Raw genomic sequence first — 16,993 nt, 5'->3', positions numbered from 1 at the left:
CAGCTATGTATCCATGCCGAAATGCTCTATCAGTTTTAAAAAAAGTGAGCCTTTTCTGAGCCTTTTGTAAAACCAAAAAGGCCCCCAATTTCTTGTAGGCCCTATAATTATTGGTGATGGCAGAAGGATTCGAACCTTCGACCGCCTGCTTAGAAGGCAGGTGCTCTATCCAGCTGAGCTATGCCACCATTCACTATATATGACAAGTTCTGTCTTTAGCGGCTGCAAATATACAATTATCATTAATTACTGCGCAACTTAATTCATAAAAAATATTTGAACATATATGTTGCTTAAATTTCACTCGTTTCAACGGCAAAAGCCATGTGGTAATTTATTTTTCCAATGTAAAAATAAATTTTGTCCCTTTTCCCAAGTCCGACTCTACCGTTATAGACCCTCCAGAGGTTTCCACAATTTTCTTTACTGTTGCCAATCCTATTCCATTTCCACGCTTACCAAACTTATCCGTTGCAGCTATTTTTTCAAAAATCTTAAATATCTTTTCCTGATACTCTTTAGCTATACCCGGTCCGTTATCCTTAAGGTAACAAAGGTAATGGGTGTCCGTTTCCTCTATCCCTAGTTCAATTTCCACCACCTCCTTGTCATTATATTTAATGGCATTGGTAACCAAATTGATAAGAATCTGATTGATGCCCGTTTTATTGACCATTATATGGGTCAAATCTGATTTTAAGACCAGATTTAAATTGTGGTCATAATTGAAAAGTCCCGTTATATCCTTTATTAAAGTTTTCAAGGAAATATTTGATTTTTCCTCCCTCAATATACTCACAGCCCTACTATAGTGAAGTAGACCTTCAATGAGATCTATAAGATTGTCGGAAGAAACAACTATCAATTCCAACATTTCCAGTCCTTCATCATCCAGCACTCCCTTATATTGGTTCCGGAAAAGCTGTGCCAAACTGGAAATATTAATCAAGGGCGTTTTAAGATCATGCGCAGCAACAAGGGCAAATCTTTCCAAGCCCTCATTCCTTTCTTCCAGTTTCCTTATCGCCTGCTCCAACAGCAATTCATTCTTTCTGAGTTCCAGCAAATTCATGACCTGCTTGGAAAGGGCCGATAAGGATCTTATCTGACTTTGACTGAGCAAATTGGGCTTATGGTCTATAACACACAAGGTTCCCAAAGGGAGTCCTGCCTTACCTACCAAAGGAACACCTGCATAGAAGATAACATGAGGATCACCTATAACCAAGGGATTATCATGAAAGCGTTCGTCCTTTCTTGCATCTTGGACTATAAATACATCATTAGGCGTATTAATGGCATGCCCACAAAAAGCATACTCCTTAGGTGTCTCACTTGCATCCACACCATGATGGGACTTGAACCATTGCCGTTTATCGTCTATAAGGCTAATAAGGGATATAGGAGTGCCACATATTTCCGCTGCGATAGTGGTTAGATTGTCATAATCGGATTCCGGTAAGGTATCTAGAATAGAATAGGAATTCAATTCCTTCAATCTTTCTTTTTCGTTTTCGAGGGATTCAGGTTTTTTCAGGGTATTCTAATTTTAGTATTGGAAGTTTCAAAATGCCAAGCTTTTAACAATGCCATCTTGTGTATAATTTATGGTAAAGATATGGGTTTTAAGATTGGCCCATAATTGTGCGGACTCCTTCCCATTGGTCCACTCTATGTCCAACTCACTTTCTGGGGTTTCCTTGATTTGTAAGGTACCATTAAAGGCCTTTAAAGTATTTCTCAACCTGATCATGGTCAGTTGACCAAAAACAACCTCTTTTCTTAGTCCGTTTTCAACATCCTCCAAAGTCAAAGTTGTTCTATTAATTTCCTTATGGCCTCCACTACCCCCTTTATCCGCGGCTTCATAATCGTTTTTTCCGGCAAAAATATCCAAATACCACACTTGAGGGATGCCCGGCATAAATAGCTGAATGGCTCTCGCTAATAAAAGTTTCTGTTCATCTTGCCCCAAGGCACTAAAAAAGGTAGCATTTACCTGATAATAGGAAATCTTTTTCCCAGAGGCACCATAGAGGTTTTTAACCCTGCCTCCCCTTTCCATAATTTTGTTCATGATAACCTCAATCTCAATATCCTTCAGCAAGCCCTCATTATAGACACCATCCACTTCTTTCCCCTTTAGGTCCAAAACCGGTATGCCGTCATGGCAGCCCAACATATTTACCGTTTTATACTCTTTTTCGATAATCTCCCTGACCCATTTCAACAAAGCGCTGTTGGTATTGTTTTCCAAGGCGTGAATGGTGAGTCCGGGAAGGAAAAAATCGTAGATATAATACCCTTGCTCGGCCACCTCGTCATGCAAATGAAGTCCGTATTCTGCGTGAATCTCTGGCAATAACACCAAGTCGTTCTTATGGGCCATTTGCTTTATACGCTCCAAATACTCCCAAGTACCTGGTTTATTGAAAAAATTGGACTTACCAATTTCCTTGTGCAGGTAGGCAAAGGCATCCAACCTTAAAATACTACAACCAAAGCTTTTTAACTTTACCAAGGTTTCCTCGTAAAAATCCCAAACCAAGGGAGATTTTGCATTGACATCCATTTGTCCCAAATAGGAACGATTGCGATTTACGATTTGCAGGATTTCACTCTTGAATTGGTTGCCGTCCCCAAAATTCAAGGCATTAATATCTTGCTTTTGCTCAATAGCTTCATTTACTTGGTCGGACATGGCTGCTGCCTGCACATGGGATAATCCTCTTATTCCGATTAAATCGTTCGAAGTAATTCTATTGTATCCAATATGCTGATAGAAGGTATTCCAATAGGGCTTTTCCGTACCGTCCGGAAAAATCACTTTTAAAATAGGCAATCCGGATTTCCTCATAAAAAGTTGGTCAAGAAATTCCTCTCTAGGGATGATTACTCCATCTTCCCCCATCTCACCCTTGCCTTTCCAAAACTCGTTCCAGTCAATAAAAAAGTCTTTGAATTTTGAATCTTCACCGTGCTTCAATAAGTCTTGGAACTGTGGTGAGGCCACCGATAAATGGTTCAGAACGATATCAAATTTCAACTTTATATTTAGTCTTCCCAATGCCTTAAGATCCGCCTCAGTAACCAAATCCTTATTAAGGTCGTAATCTATAATAGAAAACCCTCGATCCAGATCACTATTAAAAAAAGTAGGCAAGATATAAAACAAGGAAAATACATCTTTAAACTCGGGCATTTCCAACATAGTAAGCATGTCGTTCAAATGGGCTCCGATACTATCTGGATAGGCATTTAGCATGACTCCATTCAATATGTTTTTGTTATTTCCTTTGTTCTCTTTTGACATTTACTATTGTAAGGTTTACAAAACTTATTTTTTGTTCTTGAATTATAATAGCTTGGATAATATATTGATGTTGTCCGGCAATCTACCTACGTTCTGCAATTTTAAGGCGGCGAGTTGCAGGGCCACTTCCAAGCATTTCCCAATAGGTTTTTCCTTGATATAGGCAAACAAAAACCCCGACCAAAATGCGTCGCCTGCACCGGTGGCATCCATAACATTATCCACCTTTATGGCGGGCAATTGGATAACTTCTTTTCCTTTTTGTGACAGTTTAACCCCGCGGCTGCCCAAGGTTAAGCATACTGTTTCCACCCCTTCTTCATGGAAGAAATCAAATATTTCCTGATGGGACAATTCTTGCTCAAAAAGCCTGAGCATATCATCCTCACTGATCTTTACCAAAGGATTGAACTTACAGTAGGCCTTAATCACTTTTAGTGCTGCAACCTGACTTTCCCACAATTTTTTGGCGTAATTTACGTCTATACTCAATGTACAGCCCAATTTGCGGGCTTCCTCCGCCTTTTTCAAAATGGTAGTCTGTGCAGGGTCCTTACTTAGGGCAAAACAAGTAGTATGAAATATTTTGGTTTCTTGAAGGACATCCTTGTTAATCTGATTTTCAACAATACGATAATCTGCCTGGCGAAAAGGAATAAAATCTGGTGTACTCTCTGTCCTTGAAACAAAAATAACACTGGTAGGCATGCCCTCTATAGTCCTGATATATTTGGTTTCAACCCCTACTTCGGCCAGTCTCTTAAAAACATACTCTCCAAAGGCATCATTCCCTACAGCAGCCACTAAAACCGATTTCAATCCCAATCTGGCAGAATTCATGGCTACATTGGTTGGAGAACCTCCTAAATATCTATGATAATCCCTAGTTTCGTTGATATTCACCCCTGTCTGATGCCCAATAAAATCTACAAGTACTTCCCCAATACATAGAATATCTATGTTTCTCATATTATCTTTCAATTTATTTTTCTTGTAATCAACTAGATCTTAAATGCCCTTACCTTAAATCAGCCGCGGTTCAAGGACTTACCTCATAATTAATTAACCTGTACCTTGGCATAATCCTTGGATATAAAGAAGCAGGAAATAGCCCCCAGTATAAAACACACACCAACAAAAGCTAAGGCGTTCCTTGGATCTCCCAGAAACAAAGCATCATAAAAAAACGGCACTGTAGCCATACTTATAAATTGCGGAACCACTATAAACATGTTGAATATCCCCATATATACCCCCATACGCTCCTTGGGTACCGAATACGAAAGTATTACATAGGGAACCGCCATTATAGACGCCCAGGCCACACCTACCAAAAACATACATATGTAAAACATGCCGGTTGTGGTGGCAATTTGCATGGTCAAAAAACCTATGGCTCCTATAATCAGGAAAACGGCATGCGTTAACCTATGTCCCAATTTTTTTCCTATCCATGGAATGGCAAAGGAAATTGTAAAACATGCCACACTAAAGATAGCTAGACTTATACCCCCGTAAAATGCCCCCTTTTCAAAATCCGGGTGCTCCGGTGATGCGGCACCAAATACGTGGCGTGAAATGGCCAAGGAAAGATATTGCCACATTAGCGGCAAACCGTACCACACAAAGAACATGACCCACCAAAGCTGCTTCATTATTTTGGGCATATCCTGAAATGCCTCCTTTATTTCAGTAAAAACTTTAGCTATACTTCCTTTTTCCTTTTTTAGTTTTTCAATATCATCCGGAGGATACTCGTCAGTGGTGAAAATCGTCCACAATACGGAACCTAACATGACCATGGCTCCCAGTACGAAAGAATATTTTATAAAATCGGGAATACCATTGGAGGTTTCCAACTCTTCAATTTGGCCATAAGCCCCTAGGGTTATTATTCCTAAAAAACCCAACAGCCACGGCATTATGTTGGCCGAAAACTGTCCCAAACCAACAAAAAAACTCTGGACCGAAAACCCCAAGGTGCGTTGTTCATGTGGTAATTTATCCGCAATAAAAGCCCTAAAGGGTTCCATGGCAATATTCATGGATGCATCCAGGATCCATAATAATCCGGCGGCCATCCAAAGTGTAGAGGAATAGGGCATAAATATTAGGGCAATACTCGCAAAAATGGCCCCTACCAAGAAATAGGGTCGACGACGTCCCAATTTGGTCCACGTTTTATCGCTCATGGCTCCAATTATGGGTTGCACCAACAAACCGGTTAAGGGTCCGGCAAGCCACAACCAAGGTATCTGGGCCTCGTCTGCTCCTAAATATCTGTAAATTGGACTCATATTGGCCTGTTGCAACCCGAATCCGAATTGTATACCTAGAAATCCGAAATTCATATTCCAAATTTGCCAGAAGCTTAATTTAGGTTTGTTTAACATAGGTCTCTTAAGGGAGTTTTTAAAATTATTTTTCTCAATCTGTCAACAGGTTTTAACCCTTTTATGGTAATCCTTCCGTTACATCAACCATCAATACTGGCCAAAATTATTGGCCAAATCTATCTGGTGTTGTATTAAAATAATCTATTAAAGCTATGCATTTCATAAGGAATAATGCGTAAAAAGTAAAAGAGCCGACCTAAGTCACCTAGACATCGACTCTATTTACATTTTACTCGAAAAAACAATCAACCAACCAAAAAATTTATATCTCGTTACAGGGTTTCCTAATCTTAAACCTGTCCTATAATGTTCATTTTCATAATCTGCCAGAATTATCACTTAATGGAAATTCAATCTTTATTTGATAATAAACCATTAAATAACTCCCAGAGGTTCCTTTTTTCACATGTCATGGAAGAAACTTTGTGTAATTTATATTTAATAATGCCTTAAAATATCAAATTCATTTACGAAAACGTTTTCGAAATAAACGAAAACGTTTTAGAATTCTATTTTTTCATTATATTTATTTTCTAAAACTAAAGCTTTAATGAAACCCGTAACCTTACAAGAAATCGCGGATCGATTAAATATTTCTGTAACCACAGTGTCGAAAGCCTTAAAGGACTATCCGGACATTAGCAAAAAAACAAAGGCATTGGTGAAAGAAATGGCAAAAACCTTGAACTACAGACCCAACGCTTTCGCGGTAAACCTAAGGAATAGGGAATCCAAGACCATTGGGCTCATAATTCCCGAAATTGTTCACCATTTTTTTTCCAGCGTTATCAAGGGAATAGTTGCCCAGGCAGAAAAAAAGGGATATCTGGTCATCATTCTCCAGTCCAATGAATCTTATGAAATGGAAAAGAAACAGATTCAGCTGCTATTGAGCCAAGGCGTGGACGGAATTCTAATCTCCTTGGCCAACGGAACGGCGGAGTATAACCACTTGACCGACTTCATGGACCAGAAAAAACCTTTGGTAATGTTCGATAAGATTGCCAAAATTATCAAATGCTCCAAGGTGATCATCGATGACAGAAAAGCTGCCTATATAGCAACACAACATTTAATAGATACAGGTTGTAGACGAATTGCCCATTTTAGAGGGGCGCTTTTGCCCCAAAACTCCATAGACCGCTTTCTTGGTTACAAAAAAGCCCTGTTGGACAACAACATGCCCTACGACCCCTCTTTGGTATACATATGTGAATGTGGGGATAAGAGCTTTGAGGAAGGAAAAATGAATGCACGCCAGTTATTAAAAGATCACAACGACGTTGACGGTATCTTTATAAATACCGATATGGTGGCTATTGGAGCCATTACCGAATTTAACGAGCAAGGGGTTAAAGTCCCTGATGATATTTCCGTGGTCGGTTTCAGTAATTGGTTTATGTCTTCAGTCATCTCTCCTTCCCTAACCACTATTGACCAGCCTGGCTATCTAATGGGAAAGACCGCCTTTAAATGCCTTTACAAAGAAATAAAGCAAATAAAAAACAAGCAACCTGTTGTATTTGAGAAAATTGTCTTGGACACTGCCCTCGTTAAACGAAAGTCTACCAAAGAGGCCTTACCTCAAATGGAACAAATTTAGATTCAAGTTTTAAAAAACTTTCCCATTCCCTTAGTTTCAAACGGTTAATCATATTTCTAGGTACTAATTAAATCCACGCTAAGGTTGATTAGAATTTGACAGCAGGAAAAAAGTTGATCTTTTAAGCAAAACTCTGCAATTAATTGTGTGAAAATTTCTACCTGCTTTTGGCAATAACTTCAAAAGGGTACTTGGCAATAACCCAAAATATACTTTGGCCTACCAACCCTCCAATACGCCATGTAATCCCTATATTCCATCCACTTCCACTGTTAATCTCACTTTAGCGGCAATATAACCCCTGAATTGAACATATACCACATTTATAATTTTATTGTACAATAATTTCCGTATTCACATTTATATAAGCCCTGTGCAACATAATTCTCATTATTTGCTTCATTTCTGATATTCTCCATCATAGCCTTGAGTATATATTTGTCCTAATACATCATCATTTATTTGAAGGTGCAATATTGTAAATCAACTAACTTAAACTGTAAACTATGATTAAATTTAAACACGCAATAATTGCGATTGTTGTATTTATCGGGCATTTCGCCTATTCCCAAACCTCTACGGTCAGCGGTGTTGTTTCTGATGACACGGGTATTCCATTACCAGGGGCCACAATCGTGATTTCGGGTACCACGATCGGTACCACTACCGATTTTGATGGAAAATTTACCTTACCCGAAGTTCCTTCCAATGCCAGTTTAGTCATCACTTATTTAGGATATGAAAAAATGACAATTCCCCTAAATGGCAGAACATCCATCAATGTAAGCCTAGTTCAAGACCTTGAAGCCTTGGAAGAAGTTGTGGTCGTGGGTTATGGTACCCAGAGTAGATCCGAAGTAACCGGAGCCATTTCTACCATAAAGTCCGAAGACATTACTGCCATACCTGTAACCAATGCCGAATCTGCCCTGCAAGGAAGAGCAGCTGGTATTACAGTAATAAGCAATGGATCTCCAGGTACTGCACCTGAAGTGCGCATCCGTGGTTTGGGGACCATGAACAATAGCTCCCCCTTATATGTTATAGATGGAGTTATTTCCAATTCTGGACTTTCAGGATTAAACCCGGGAGATATAGATAACATCAACATTTTAAAGGATGCTTCAACTACTGCCATTTATGGTTCCTTGGGCGCCAATGGAGTTATTATGGTAACCACGAAAAAAGGCAGTCGTAACGGCCTAGTTAGTGTTGATTTTGATTCCTATACGGGTGTTCAGTACGTAACCAACAGATATGACCTTCTAAACACTGAACAGTATCTAAAATATGCCACTGATGCCTTTGGATTTACACCCAATACGCCCGCTAGTAAATCTGGCTTAAATACCGATTGGCAGGATGAGCTTTTTACTTCTGGTCTAATCCAAAATTTCGATTTGGGAATTTCCGGCGGAGGAGAAAATAGCAACTACAGATTCTCATCAAATTACCAAGACCAGGAAGGTGCGGTAATTGGAACCGGATTTAAAAGATATGCCTTTAGGGCCAATAGTAATTTTACCAAAGGTAAATTGCGTTTGGGAGAAACACTCGCACTTTCATTTAATGACCAGAATCCTGAAGGTGGGCTAAACTCCGGTAGATCTTTAATAGAGCATGCCATCAAAATGGCTCCCTATTTACCTGTTTACAATAGTGCCAATTTAGGTGGGTTCCAAGGTCCAAGTAGCCCAAACGATGGGCAGGATGCCGAAAACCCTGTGCGGATTCAAAAATTAAGGGATTTCTCCAACAAGAACGTAATAATAAATGGAAGCATTTATGGGGAGTACGAAATTTTGGACGGTCTTAATTTCAAATCACAATTGGGTCTCATTTACGATAATTATCTAAATGAACAATTTACACCGGCCTATAACCAGGATAGTCAAAATACAGGAACAGGGACACAAGTCTATGCCAATATTGTTAAGAATACAGGAATTAATAAGGATATTATTTTCACCAACAGTCTTAATTATACCAAATCTTTTAATGATCTTCATAATTTTGAGCTGCTATTACTATATGAACGGCAAGATGCCAAAAATTCCTATATCAATAATAACAGTAGAAATTACCTGAGCAATACCATCAAGGAACTTTCCAATCAGGATGCCAATATTTCTTCCGCCACTACTAAATATGCCAGAGTAAGCTATTTGGGAAGGTTGAACTATAATTTTGATCAACGCTATATTTTTGCTGCCTCATTAAGAAGGGATGCTTCTTCGCGATTCGGAGCCAATAACAGATGGGGGTGGTTTCCATCCCTGGCTGCAGGCTGGAACCTTGCAAAGGAAGCCTTTTTGGAAGATTCCTCATTTAGCACCTTTAAGCTTAGGGGAAGTTGGGGAATAGTAGGCAATGACAAATCTGAGGATTACACCTATACGACATCCCTATCGCCCAATTTTAATTACCCTTTTGGAGGCACCAATTATGTTGGTGTTACAGCCGAAGGAGTTTCAAACCCTGATCTAAAATGGGAGGAGACCACCATGGTTAATATAGGGCTGGATCTTGGCCTAATGAACGACAAGGTAACCCTGGCCCTGGAATATTATGACAACACCAGTAACGACCTTTTAATGCAGTTAAATCTTGCAGATTCGTTCGGCTTTCTCAAGAACTACAAATGGTCAAATGTAGGTTCCGTACAGACCAAGGGCTTTGAAATCTCCTTGGGCTACAACGACTATGAAGGCGATTTTACATGGTCAGCCAATTTAAATCTGGGTACCAGCAAAAATGAGGCTCTTTCCTTGGGTGGCCTTGATCAACTAGTAGGAGGTGGATTTGAAAATGAGAATCTTACCAGATTGGCGGTAGGGGAAACCTTGTTTCATTTTTATGGAAAAGTAACCGATGGTGTCTATCAGGACCAAAATGAGGTAAATGCCGTTTTTACAGCCAACCCATCACAGACTGCCGTACAACCTGGGGATATCAGTTTTAAGGATTTAAATAATGATGGGAACATAAATGATCAGGACCGTACCATATTGGGAAGCGCATTCCCTGATCTAACCTATGGCCTTAACTTGTCGGCAGGCTATAAGAGATGGGATTTTAATGCCTTTATTAGCGGGGTTTCGGGCAATAGCATTTACAACACCAACATATATGACCTGGAAGGAATGCCCCGATTGTTCAACGCGGGCACCGCGGTCCTAAACCGTTGGACAGGACCAGGCACTTCCAATACAGTACCAAGGGCCTTTGGTTCTACCCAGAACGTTTCAGCCTCTGACCGATTTATAGAGGATGGTTCCTATTCCCGATTAAAAAATATTTCTTTGGGGTATAGCATTAAAGGTGATGCGCTTAACAAGCATATAAACAAATTGAGGATGTATATAAGTGGACAGAACCTTATTACACTTACAGATTATTCTGGATTAGATCCCGAAATAGGTAAACCCAATAATAACTCAAATTTTGAAGTCGGTATTGATAGAGGTAACTATCCTCAACCCAAATCCTTACTTCTAGGCATACAAGTTTCATTTTAAAATAAAAACATGAGAAAATATAAATATTTTACCGCCACTGTAATTGGCCTATTGTTCACCCTGTCGTGCGACAATAGTGGCCTTGAACTTATCAATGAAAACAACATAGCACCAGAAACTTTTTTCTCGGACGCAGGACAGGTAGAATCCTCCGTTACTGCTGTGTATGCCAACCTACAAACACAAGGCCTATATACCCGTCATATGTTCTTTATGATGGACAATATGTCCCATGAAAACGGGGGCAACTCCCAATTGGAAGCAGATAAAAGGGAATACTTACAATTTTCCTTCAATTCTGCCCATGGGGCCATTGGACTATATTGGAACAGCTGTTATAAAGGTATCAATAAGGCCAATTTCGTTATAGGTAACGAAGAAAAGATCAATGCGATACCCGAAAACAAATTGTCACAGGCGCTTAAAAACAAATATATTGGGGAGGCCAAATTTTTACGGGCACTTTATTACTTCTTTTTGGTAACCAGATTTGGCGATGTGCCACTTATAACAACCATTCCGGACGATATTGTAGGCTACCCAAGAAGCCCAAAAGAAGAGGTGTACCAACAAATCATCAACGACTTGACCGATGCATCCAATACCCTTCTAGCCAAGGGAGAGGAAACAACATTGGGAAGGGCTACCAAAGAGACCGCTTTGGCTTTTTTAGACAAAGTACATCTATTTAGAGGGGAACATAGGCTTGCCCTTGACAGTTTTGAAAAAGTCTATGGTAAATACCAATTGGAAGAAAACTATTTCGATAATTTTAAGGAACAAACAGAATACGGTCCGGAATCTATTTTTGAAGTAGCCTATGACACTTCAATTGGTGGCTCCGGATGGGGAGATGGCAGTTCTGGAGACCGATTGAACGAGATTACCTTTAGAGGCCAGGAATACGGTTTCAACGATTGGTTCAACGTTTTTCCATCAAATGATCTTCTAGACGAATATGAGTTAGGGGACCCACGCTTTAAGGACTGCTTCTATTCTGAAGGGGACACTTTTCCAGGAGGAACAGTACGTACCGGAACTCCTCCGGATCCCGTCCCAGACGGGGAAGTCTACATTGCGCAAAATAGACGTGCAGGATGGAAAAAATATCAAAACTATTACCAACGGGCACATGAAGAGACCAATTCGGGAATTAATTTCAAAGTGATGAGATATGCGGATGTACTTCTCATGATGGCCGAATGTGAAAATGAGGTAGGGACACAGGCAAATGCCGTAGGTTACATTAATGAAGTTAGGTCAAGACCTAGTGTTATGATGCCACAGTTACCTACCTCCCTATCAAAATCAGAGGTATTTGATGCCATTGTACATGAGCGTAAAGTGGAGCTGGCCGGGGAACAAATTAGGTTCAACGATTTGATCCGTTGGGGAATTGCGGCCGAATTTTTGGAAGGAACCGGCTTTCAAGCCGGAAAGAGCGAACTATTTCCAATACCCCTTTCCGAAATTACTTCCAATGAAAATATAAATTCTGAGGATCAAAATCCTGGATATTAAAAATTATGATATTTTAGTTGGTTAATTAGTTTGTTTAAAAACAGCGTGCTCAGGTACGCTGTTTTTTATAAGGTATAATTGCCTTAAATGGTTACCACGAATTAAATTTTAAAAGCCATGAAAATTACAGAGATTGGGAAAATCATTCTTGCTTCAATTGGTTTGATACTATTGATCAATTGTTCCAAAAACAAGGAATTGAACGAAGGCAAAATATTTAGATCCTTGGATCATCCCAAAACTGGTATAACATTCAGGAACATCCTTACAGAAAATGATTCCTTAAACTATTTTACTTATTCCTATCTATATATGGGCGGCGGTATTGCAACAGGCGACATTAACAATGATGGCCTATTGGATATCTATTTTACGGGAAATCAAGTCCCCAACAAACTGTACCTGAACAAAGGCAACCTAGAATTTGAGGATATTACCGAAAATGCAGGTGTCAGCGGAGATGACCGTTGGTATACCGGGGTGACCATGGCCGATATAAATGGAGACGGATTATTGGACATTTATTGCTCAGTGGGAGGCAAATTTGGCAAAAAAAATAATCAATTGTTCGTAAATAAAGGCGACGGTACTTTTGAGGAGATGGCTAAAAAATATGGAGTGGACAATTTGGGAAATAGCGTTCAGGCCACATTTTTTGATTATGACAAAGATGGGGATCTGGATCTATACGTTGCCAATTATCCTCCTACTAAATTTGATTCACCTTCATTTGTCTACCTGTACAACATGAAAAACGTTTCCGATACCGATATGGATTATCTCTACCGGAACGACGGGAATAAATTTACCAATGTTACCAATGAATCTGGACTTAGAAACTTTGGGCTAACCCTGAGTGCTACCGTTGGGGATCTCAATAATGATACTTGGCCGGACATCTATGTTTCCAACGACTTTAGATCTCCAGACTATATGTTTATCAACAATCAGGACGGCACTTTTAAGGAAGTGGTAAAAAAGGCAACCAAACATACATCCTTTTACGGTATGGGAGCCGATATTGCCGATTTTAACAACGATGGAAACTTGGATATCTTTCAGGTAGATATGGATGCCAAGGACAATAGGCGTAAAAAAACCAATATGGCCAGTATGAACATAGCATTGTTTTGGGACGTTGTCAATTCCGGATTTGGATACCAATATATGCACAACTGTATGCAGTTGAATTCTGGAGTATATAAAGACGGGGTACCACACTTTTCCAATATTTCGAGACTTACCGGAACCTCCTCCACCGATTGGAGTTGGGGACCTTTATTCGCCGATTTTGATAACGATGGTCTAAAGGATCTCTTTGTATCCAACGGCACAAGAAGGGAAATCAACAACAATGACTATTTTAATAAGTTAAAGGGCATAAAATTAAGTTCAGACAGCCTTTTGCAATTAAGTCAGGCCATCCCTTCCGAAAAAATAGACAACTTTATATTCAGAAACAAAGGTAACCTGGAGTTTCAGAAAGCAAACAAAAGCTGGGGGATTGAATACAAAGGTTTTTCCAATGGGGTGGTATACGCAGATCTTGACAATGACGGGGATCTTGAAATCATTACCAATAATATTGATGACTATGCTTCGGTTTTTGAGAATAAAAGCTCGGAATTGAATGGGCATCTAAAAATTAAATTTAACGGGCTACCCGGCAATAAATTTGGTCTTGGCAACAGAGTGTATCTAACAACTTCCGGGCAAACACAGATGCAAGAGCTCACCTTAACCAGGGGGTTTCAATCCTCCGTGGCCCCAGAATTGCATTTCGGTTTGGGAAAATCCAAAAAAATTGACCATTTAAAAGTGGTCTGGACAGATGGAAAAATTGAAGAGCTTAAGAATATTGACCCTAACCAGACCCTTACCTTTGACCATTCGAAAGCCCTTAGCCGTAATATTCCTGCCCTAGCAAATAAACCACTATTTTCTACGGATAGTAGCGCGGTCTTCCCTAAATACCTCCATCAAGAAAACAGCTATGACGATTTTGCAATGCAGGTACTCTTGCCTCACAAAATGTCTGCCTTTGGACCGGCCATAGCCGTTGGTGATATGAACAACGATGGGATGGATGATTATTTTGTAGGGGGATCAGCCGGATATACCGGAAGTGTTTTTATCCAAGAATCGAATATCTTTAAAAAGGTGTCCTCCAATTTTTTAGAAGAAGACAAATTAAGCGAGGATTCAGGTGCCATACTATTCGACGCCGACGGGGATGGGGACAATGATCTTTATGTGGTAAGTGGGGGGTATGAATTCTCCCCTAATTCCGAAGCCCTACAAGACAGGTTATACTTAAATGACGGAGTGGGGAAATTCTCAAAAGCCCATGAAAGCGCCTTGCCACCAATAAAGAATAGTGGTTCAAAGGTGTATCATGCAGATTTTAATAATGATGGCAGAGAAGATTTATTGGTCTTGGGCAGACAGATCCCTGGTAATTATCCTGCACCTGCCAGTAGTTATATTTTACAAAATCTAAGCACCTCGAAAAACGTTAAATTTGACATTTCTTCAGAAATGCATGCACCAGAGTTTGAGAACTTAGGAATGGCCACAAGTGCGGTAATTTCCGATATAGACAATGATAATCGGTTGGATATTATTGTTGTTGGTGAATGGATGCCCATAAGGGTTTTTAAAAATACTACGACCGGGTTCAAAGAGGTTTCGGAGGAAATGGGCCTTACCAAAGACTCTACCGGATGGTGGTGGAGCATAGAACAAGGAGATTTTGACGGTGATGGCGACATGGATTACGTAGTTGGAAATAATGGTCTAAACTACAAGTACAAAGCAACAAAGGAGGAAACATTCGATATTTATGCCAATGACTTTGACAAGGATAATGCCGCTGATATTGTGCTTAGTTATTATAATGACGGGAAGCAATATCCACTAAGGGGAAGAGAATGTTCCTCTCAACAAATACCAGGAATTAAACAAAAATTCCAGGACTATGAGAGTTTTGCCCAGGCCACATTAGAGGATGTTTATAGTGAGAAGGCACTGGAATCTTCACTGCACTATCAGGTAAAATCGTTTGCCAGTATTTATCTGGAAAATAAAAATGGAAAATTGGTCCAGCACCAGCTCCCACGAGAGGCACAGACTTCCAGTATCAACAAAATACTTGTGAAAGACTATGACAAAGATGGTTATCTGGATTGTATAATAGCGGGCAACCTACATGTCTCCGAAGTGGAAACTCCCCGCAATGACGCCGGCCATGGACTTTTCCTTAAGGGAAATGGAAAAGGTAGTTTCAAATCCGTACCCGCCAACCAAAGTGGATTTTTTGTACCAGGGGATGTCAAGGACATGCTTCCTGTAAATAATAATAAATCCTATATTATAGCGGCAAAAAATAATGATTACCTTCAATTCATTCAACTTAATTAAAAGCATTACAGATAATAATTTTACACCCGCCGGAATATTCAGATCCCCATATGGGAGTAAACTACCGCATATCAAGCCCTTTAGGTATCAGAAGGAAACTACCAATAACATTTCGACGCCCGCCTGAATGGAACAGGCAGGTAAGCATCCGAGCATTTTAATCTCGATTATCGAGTAAAAACTGAAATTTTAAATTTGCAATAAATTGTTGTAGGGATCAATAGTTTCTATGGTCCCATCCGGCCTATGGACCAACTCCGTAACCTTCACGGATCTCAAGTGGGTGACTCCTTTGGACAGGCTTGAATCATGATAGAAAAGATACCATTTTCCATCTACTTCACAGATGGAATGATGTGATGTCCAGCCCACAACAGGGTTTAAAATTCGTCCCGAATAAGTAAAAGGGCCATAGGGGCTCTCCCCTACCGCATAGCAAATAAAATGTGTATCCCCTGTAGAATATGAAAAATAGTATTTGCCCCCATACTTATGAACCCATGAAGCTTCAAAAAAGCGCCTATCGTTGTCTCCTGCCAATAGTAATTTACCGAATTCATCCAGTATTTGAACTTCCTTGGGGTCCTCCGCAAATTGCAAAAGGTCATCGGTCATTTTTGCTACCAAAGGCAAGAGGGCGGGTTCATTAGCTGGTGGCAATTCATACTCCTCCCTGTAGATATTCTTCCTGTACTTTTGAAGCTGTCCTCCCCAAATACCTCCAAAATACATATAATAGCTTCCGTCTTCATCTTCATACACTGCCGGATCTATGCTATAACTTTTTAAAATCGGTTGTTGTTGGGCTATAAACGGACCCTCGGGACGGTCAGAAATAGCCACCCCTATTTGAAAAATACCGTCGGCTTTTTTGGCCGGAAAAAAGAGATAATATTTCCCTTTTTTATGGGCAGCATCAGGAGCCCATAGCTGTCTTTTCGCCCAGGGAACATCATTTACATGTAAGGCAATTCCATGATCCACGGCCGGTCCGTGAATGGTATCCATGGATATTACATGGTAATCCTCCATGGCAAAATGATCCCCGTTATCGTTAAATGGGACTCCAGCATCAATATCATGGGAGGGGTAAATATAAATCTTACCATCAAACACATGTGCAGAGGGGTCAGCTGTATACAAAAGGCTTACAATGGGCTGGGAAATTGCCTTTGAATTTAATTCATCAAAATCGATATGGGATATGGGTTCTTCTGGCATA

General features: G+C 40.0%; 9 protein-coding genes and 1 tRNA gene. 4 read left to right on the top strand and 6 right to left on the bottom strand.

What is annotated here, in order from left to right:
• Window positions 1-111: 111 nt before the first annotated feature.
• From MWU84_RS19115 to MWU84_RS19095, 5 genes are all read right to left on the bottom strand, one after another.
• Window positions 112-188: transfer RNA gene (locus MWU84_RS19115), tRNA-Arg, on the bottom strand.
• A gap of 146 nt (window positions 189-334) precedes the next feature.
• On the bottom strand, window positions 335-1,498 hold the full coding sequence (locus MWU84_RS19110) for an ATP-binding protein (RefSeq protein WP_246904636.1): 1,164 nt from the start codon (window positions 1,496-1,498) through the stop codon (window positions 335-337).
• A 66-nt stretch (window positions 1,499-1,564) separates the two neighbouring features.
• Complete coding sequence (locus MWU84_RS19105) at window positions 1,565-3,313, bottom strand: glycosidase (RefSeq protein ID WP_246904634.1); 1,749 nt, start codon at window positions 3,311-3,313, stop codon at window positions 1,565-1,567.
• Between the two features lie 42 nt (window positions 3,314-3,355).
• A complete protein-coding gene (locus tag MWU84_RS19100) occupies window positions 3,356-4,282 on the bottom strand; it encodes a carbohydrate kinase (protein WP_246904633.1) in 927 nt (308 codons plus the stop codon).
• A gap of 89 nt (window positions 4,283-4,371) precedes the next feature.
• Window positions 4,372-5,664 (bottom strand): MFS transporter, encoded by a 1,293-nt coding sequence (locus tag MWU84_RS19095; protein ID WP_246904630.1) that lies wholly within the window; start codon window positions 5,662-5,664, stop codon window positions 4,372-4,374.
• Between the two features lie 595 nt (window positions 5,665-6,259).
• Here MWU84_RS19095 and MWU84_RS19090 point away from each other — a divergent pair.
• The 4 genes from MWU84_RS19090 (at window position 6,260) to MWU84_RS19075 (ending at window position 15,771) form a co-directional block, all read left to right on the top strand.
• Window positions 6,260-7,312: a LacI family DNA-binding transcriptional regulator gene (locus MWU84_RS19090; protein ID WP_246904628.1), complete on the top strand. Its 1,053-nt coding sequence runs from the start codon at window positions 6,260-6,262 to the stop codon at window positions 7,310-7,312.
• Window positions 7,313-7,818: 506 nt separating this feature from the next.
• Window positions 7,819-10,830, top strand: a complete 3,012-nt coding sequence (locus MWU84_RS19085) for a TonB-dependent receptor (protein WP_246904625.1) — start codon at window positions 7,819-7,821, stop codon at window positions 10,828-10,830.
• A 9-nt stretch (window positions 10,831-10,839) separates the two neighbouring features.
• Complete coding sequence (locus tag MWU84_RS19080; RefSeq protein WP_246904622.1) at window positions 10,840-12,351, top strand: RagB/SusD family nutrient uptake outer membrane protein; 1,512 nt, start codon at window positions 10,840-10,842, stop codon at window positions 12,349-12,351.
• Between the two features lie 117 nt (window positions 12,352-12,468).
• Window positions 12,469-15,771, top strand: a complete 3,303-nt coding sequence (locus tag MWU84_RS19075) for a VCBS repeat-containing protein (protein ID WP_246904620.1) — start codon at window positions 12,469-12,471, stop codon at window positions 15,769-15,771.
• 189 nt (window positions 15,772-15,960) lie between these two features.
• Here the strand turns inward: MWU84_RS19075 and MWU84_RS19070 are convergent, their stop codons facing one another.
• Complete coding sequence (locus tag MWU84_RS19070) at window positions 15,961-16,992, bottom strand: glycoside hydrolase family 43 protein (RefSeq protein ID WP_246904619.1); 1,032 nt, start codon at window positions 16,990-16,992, stop codon at window positions 15,961-15,963.
• Window position 16,993 lies beyond the last annotated feature (1 nt).

Origin of the sequence: Arenibacter sp. F20364, from assembly GCF_023015905.1 — a bacterium.
GTDB lineage: Bacteria > Bacteroidota > Bacteroidia > Flavobacteriales > Flavobacteriaceae > Arenibacter.
Note: the sequence above shows the minus strand (reverse complement) of the source record. Positions and strands in the feature narration are given on the sequence as shown.

Excerpts from the sequence above, each read along its gene's own strand:
- MWU84_RS19100 (WP_246904633.1), bottom strand. The coding sequence starts at position 4,282 with ATGAGAAACATAGATATTCTATGTATTGGGGAAGTACTTGTAGATTTT.
- MWU84_RS19085 (WP_246904625.1), top strand. The coding sequence starts at position 7,819 with ATGATTAAATTTAAACACGCAATAATTGCGATTGTTGTATTTATCGGG.
- MWU84_RS19090 (WP_246904628.1), top strand. The coding sequence starts at position 6,260 with ATGAAACCCGTAACCTTACAAGAAATCGCGGATCGATTAAATATTTCT.
- MWU84_RS19095 (WP_246904630.1), bottom strand. The coding sequence starts at position 5,664 with ATGAATTTCGGATTTCTAGGTATACAATTCGGATTCGGGTTGCAACAG.
- MWU84_RS19075 (WP_246904620.1), top strand. The coding sequence starts at position 12,469 with ATGAAAATTACAGAGATTGGGAAAATCATTCTTGCTTCAATTGGTTTG.
- MWU84_RS19070 (WP_246904619.1), bottom strand. The coding sequence starts at position 16,992 with ATGCCAGAAGAACCCATATCCCATATCGATTTTGATGAATTAAATTCA.
- MWU84_RS19080 (WP_246904622.1), top strand. The coding sequence starts at position 10,840 with ATGAGAAAATATAAATATTTTACCGCCACTGTAATTGGCCTATTGTTC.
- MWU84_RS19105 (WP_246904634.1), bottom strand. The coding sequence starts at position 3,313 with ATGTCAAAAGAGAACAAAGGAAATAACAAAAACATATTGAATGGAGTC.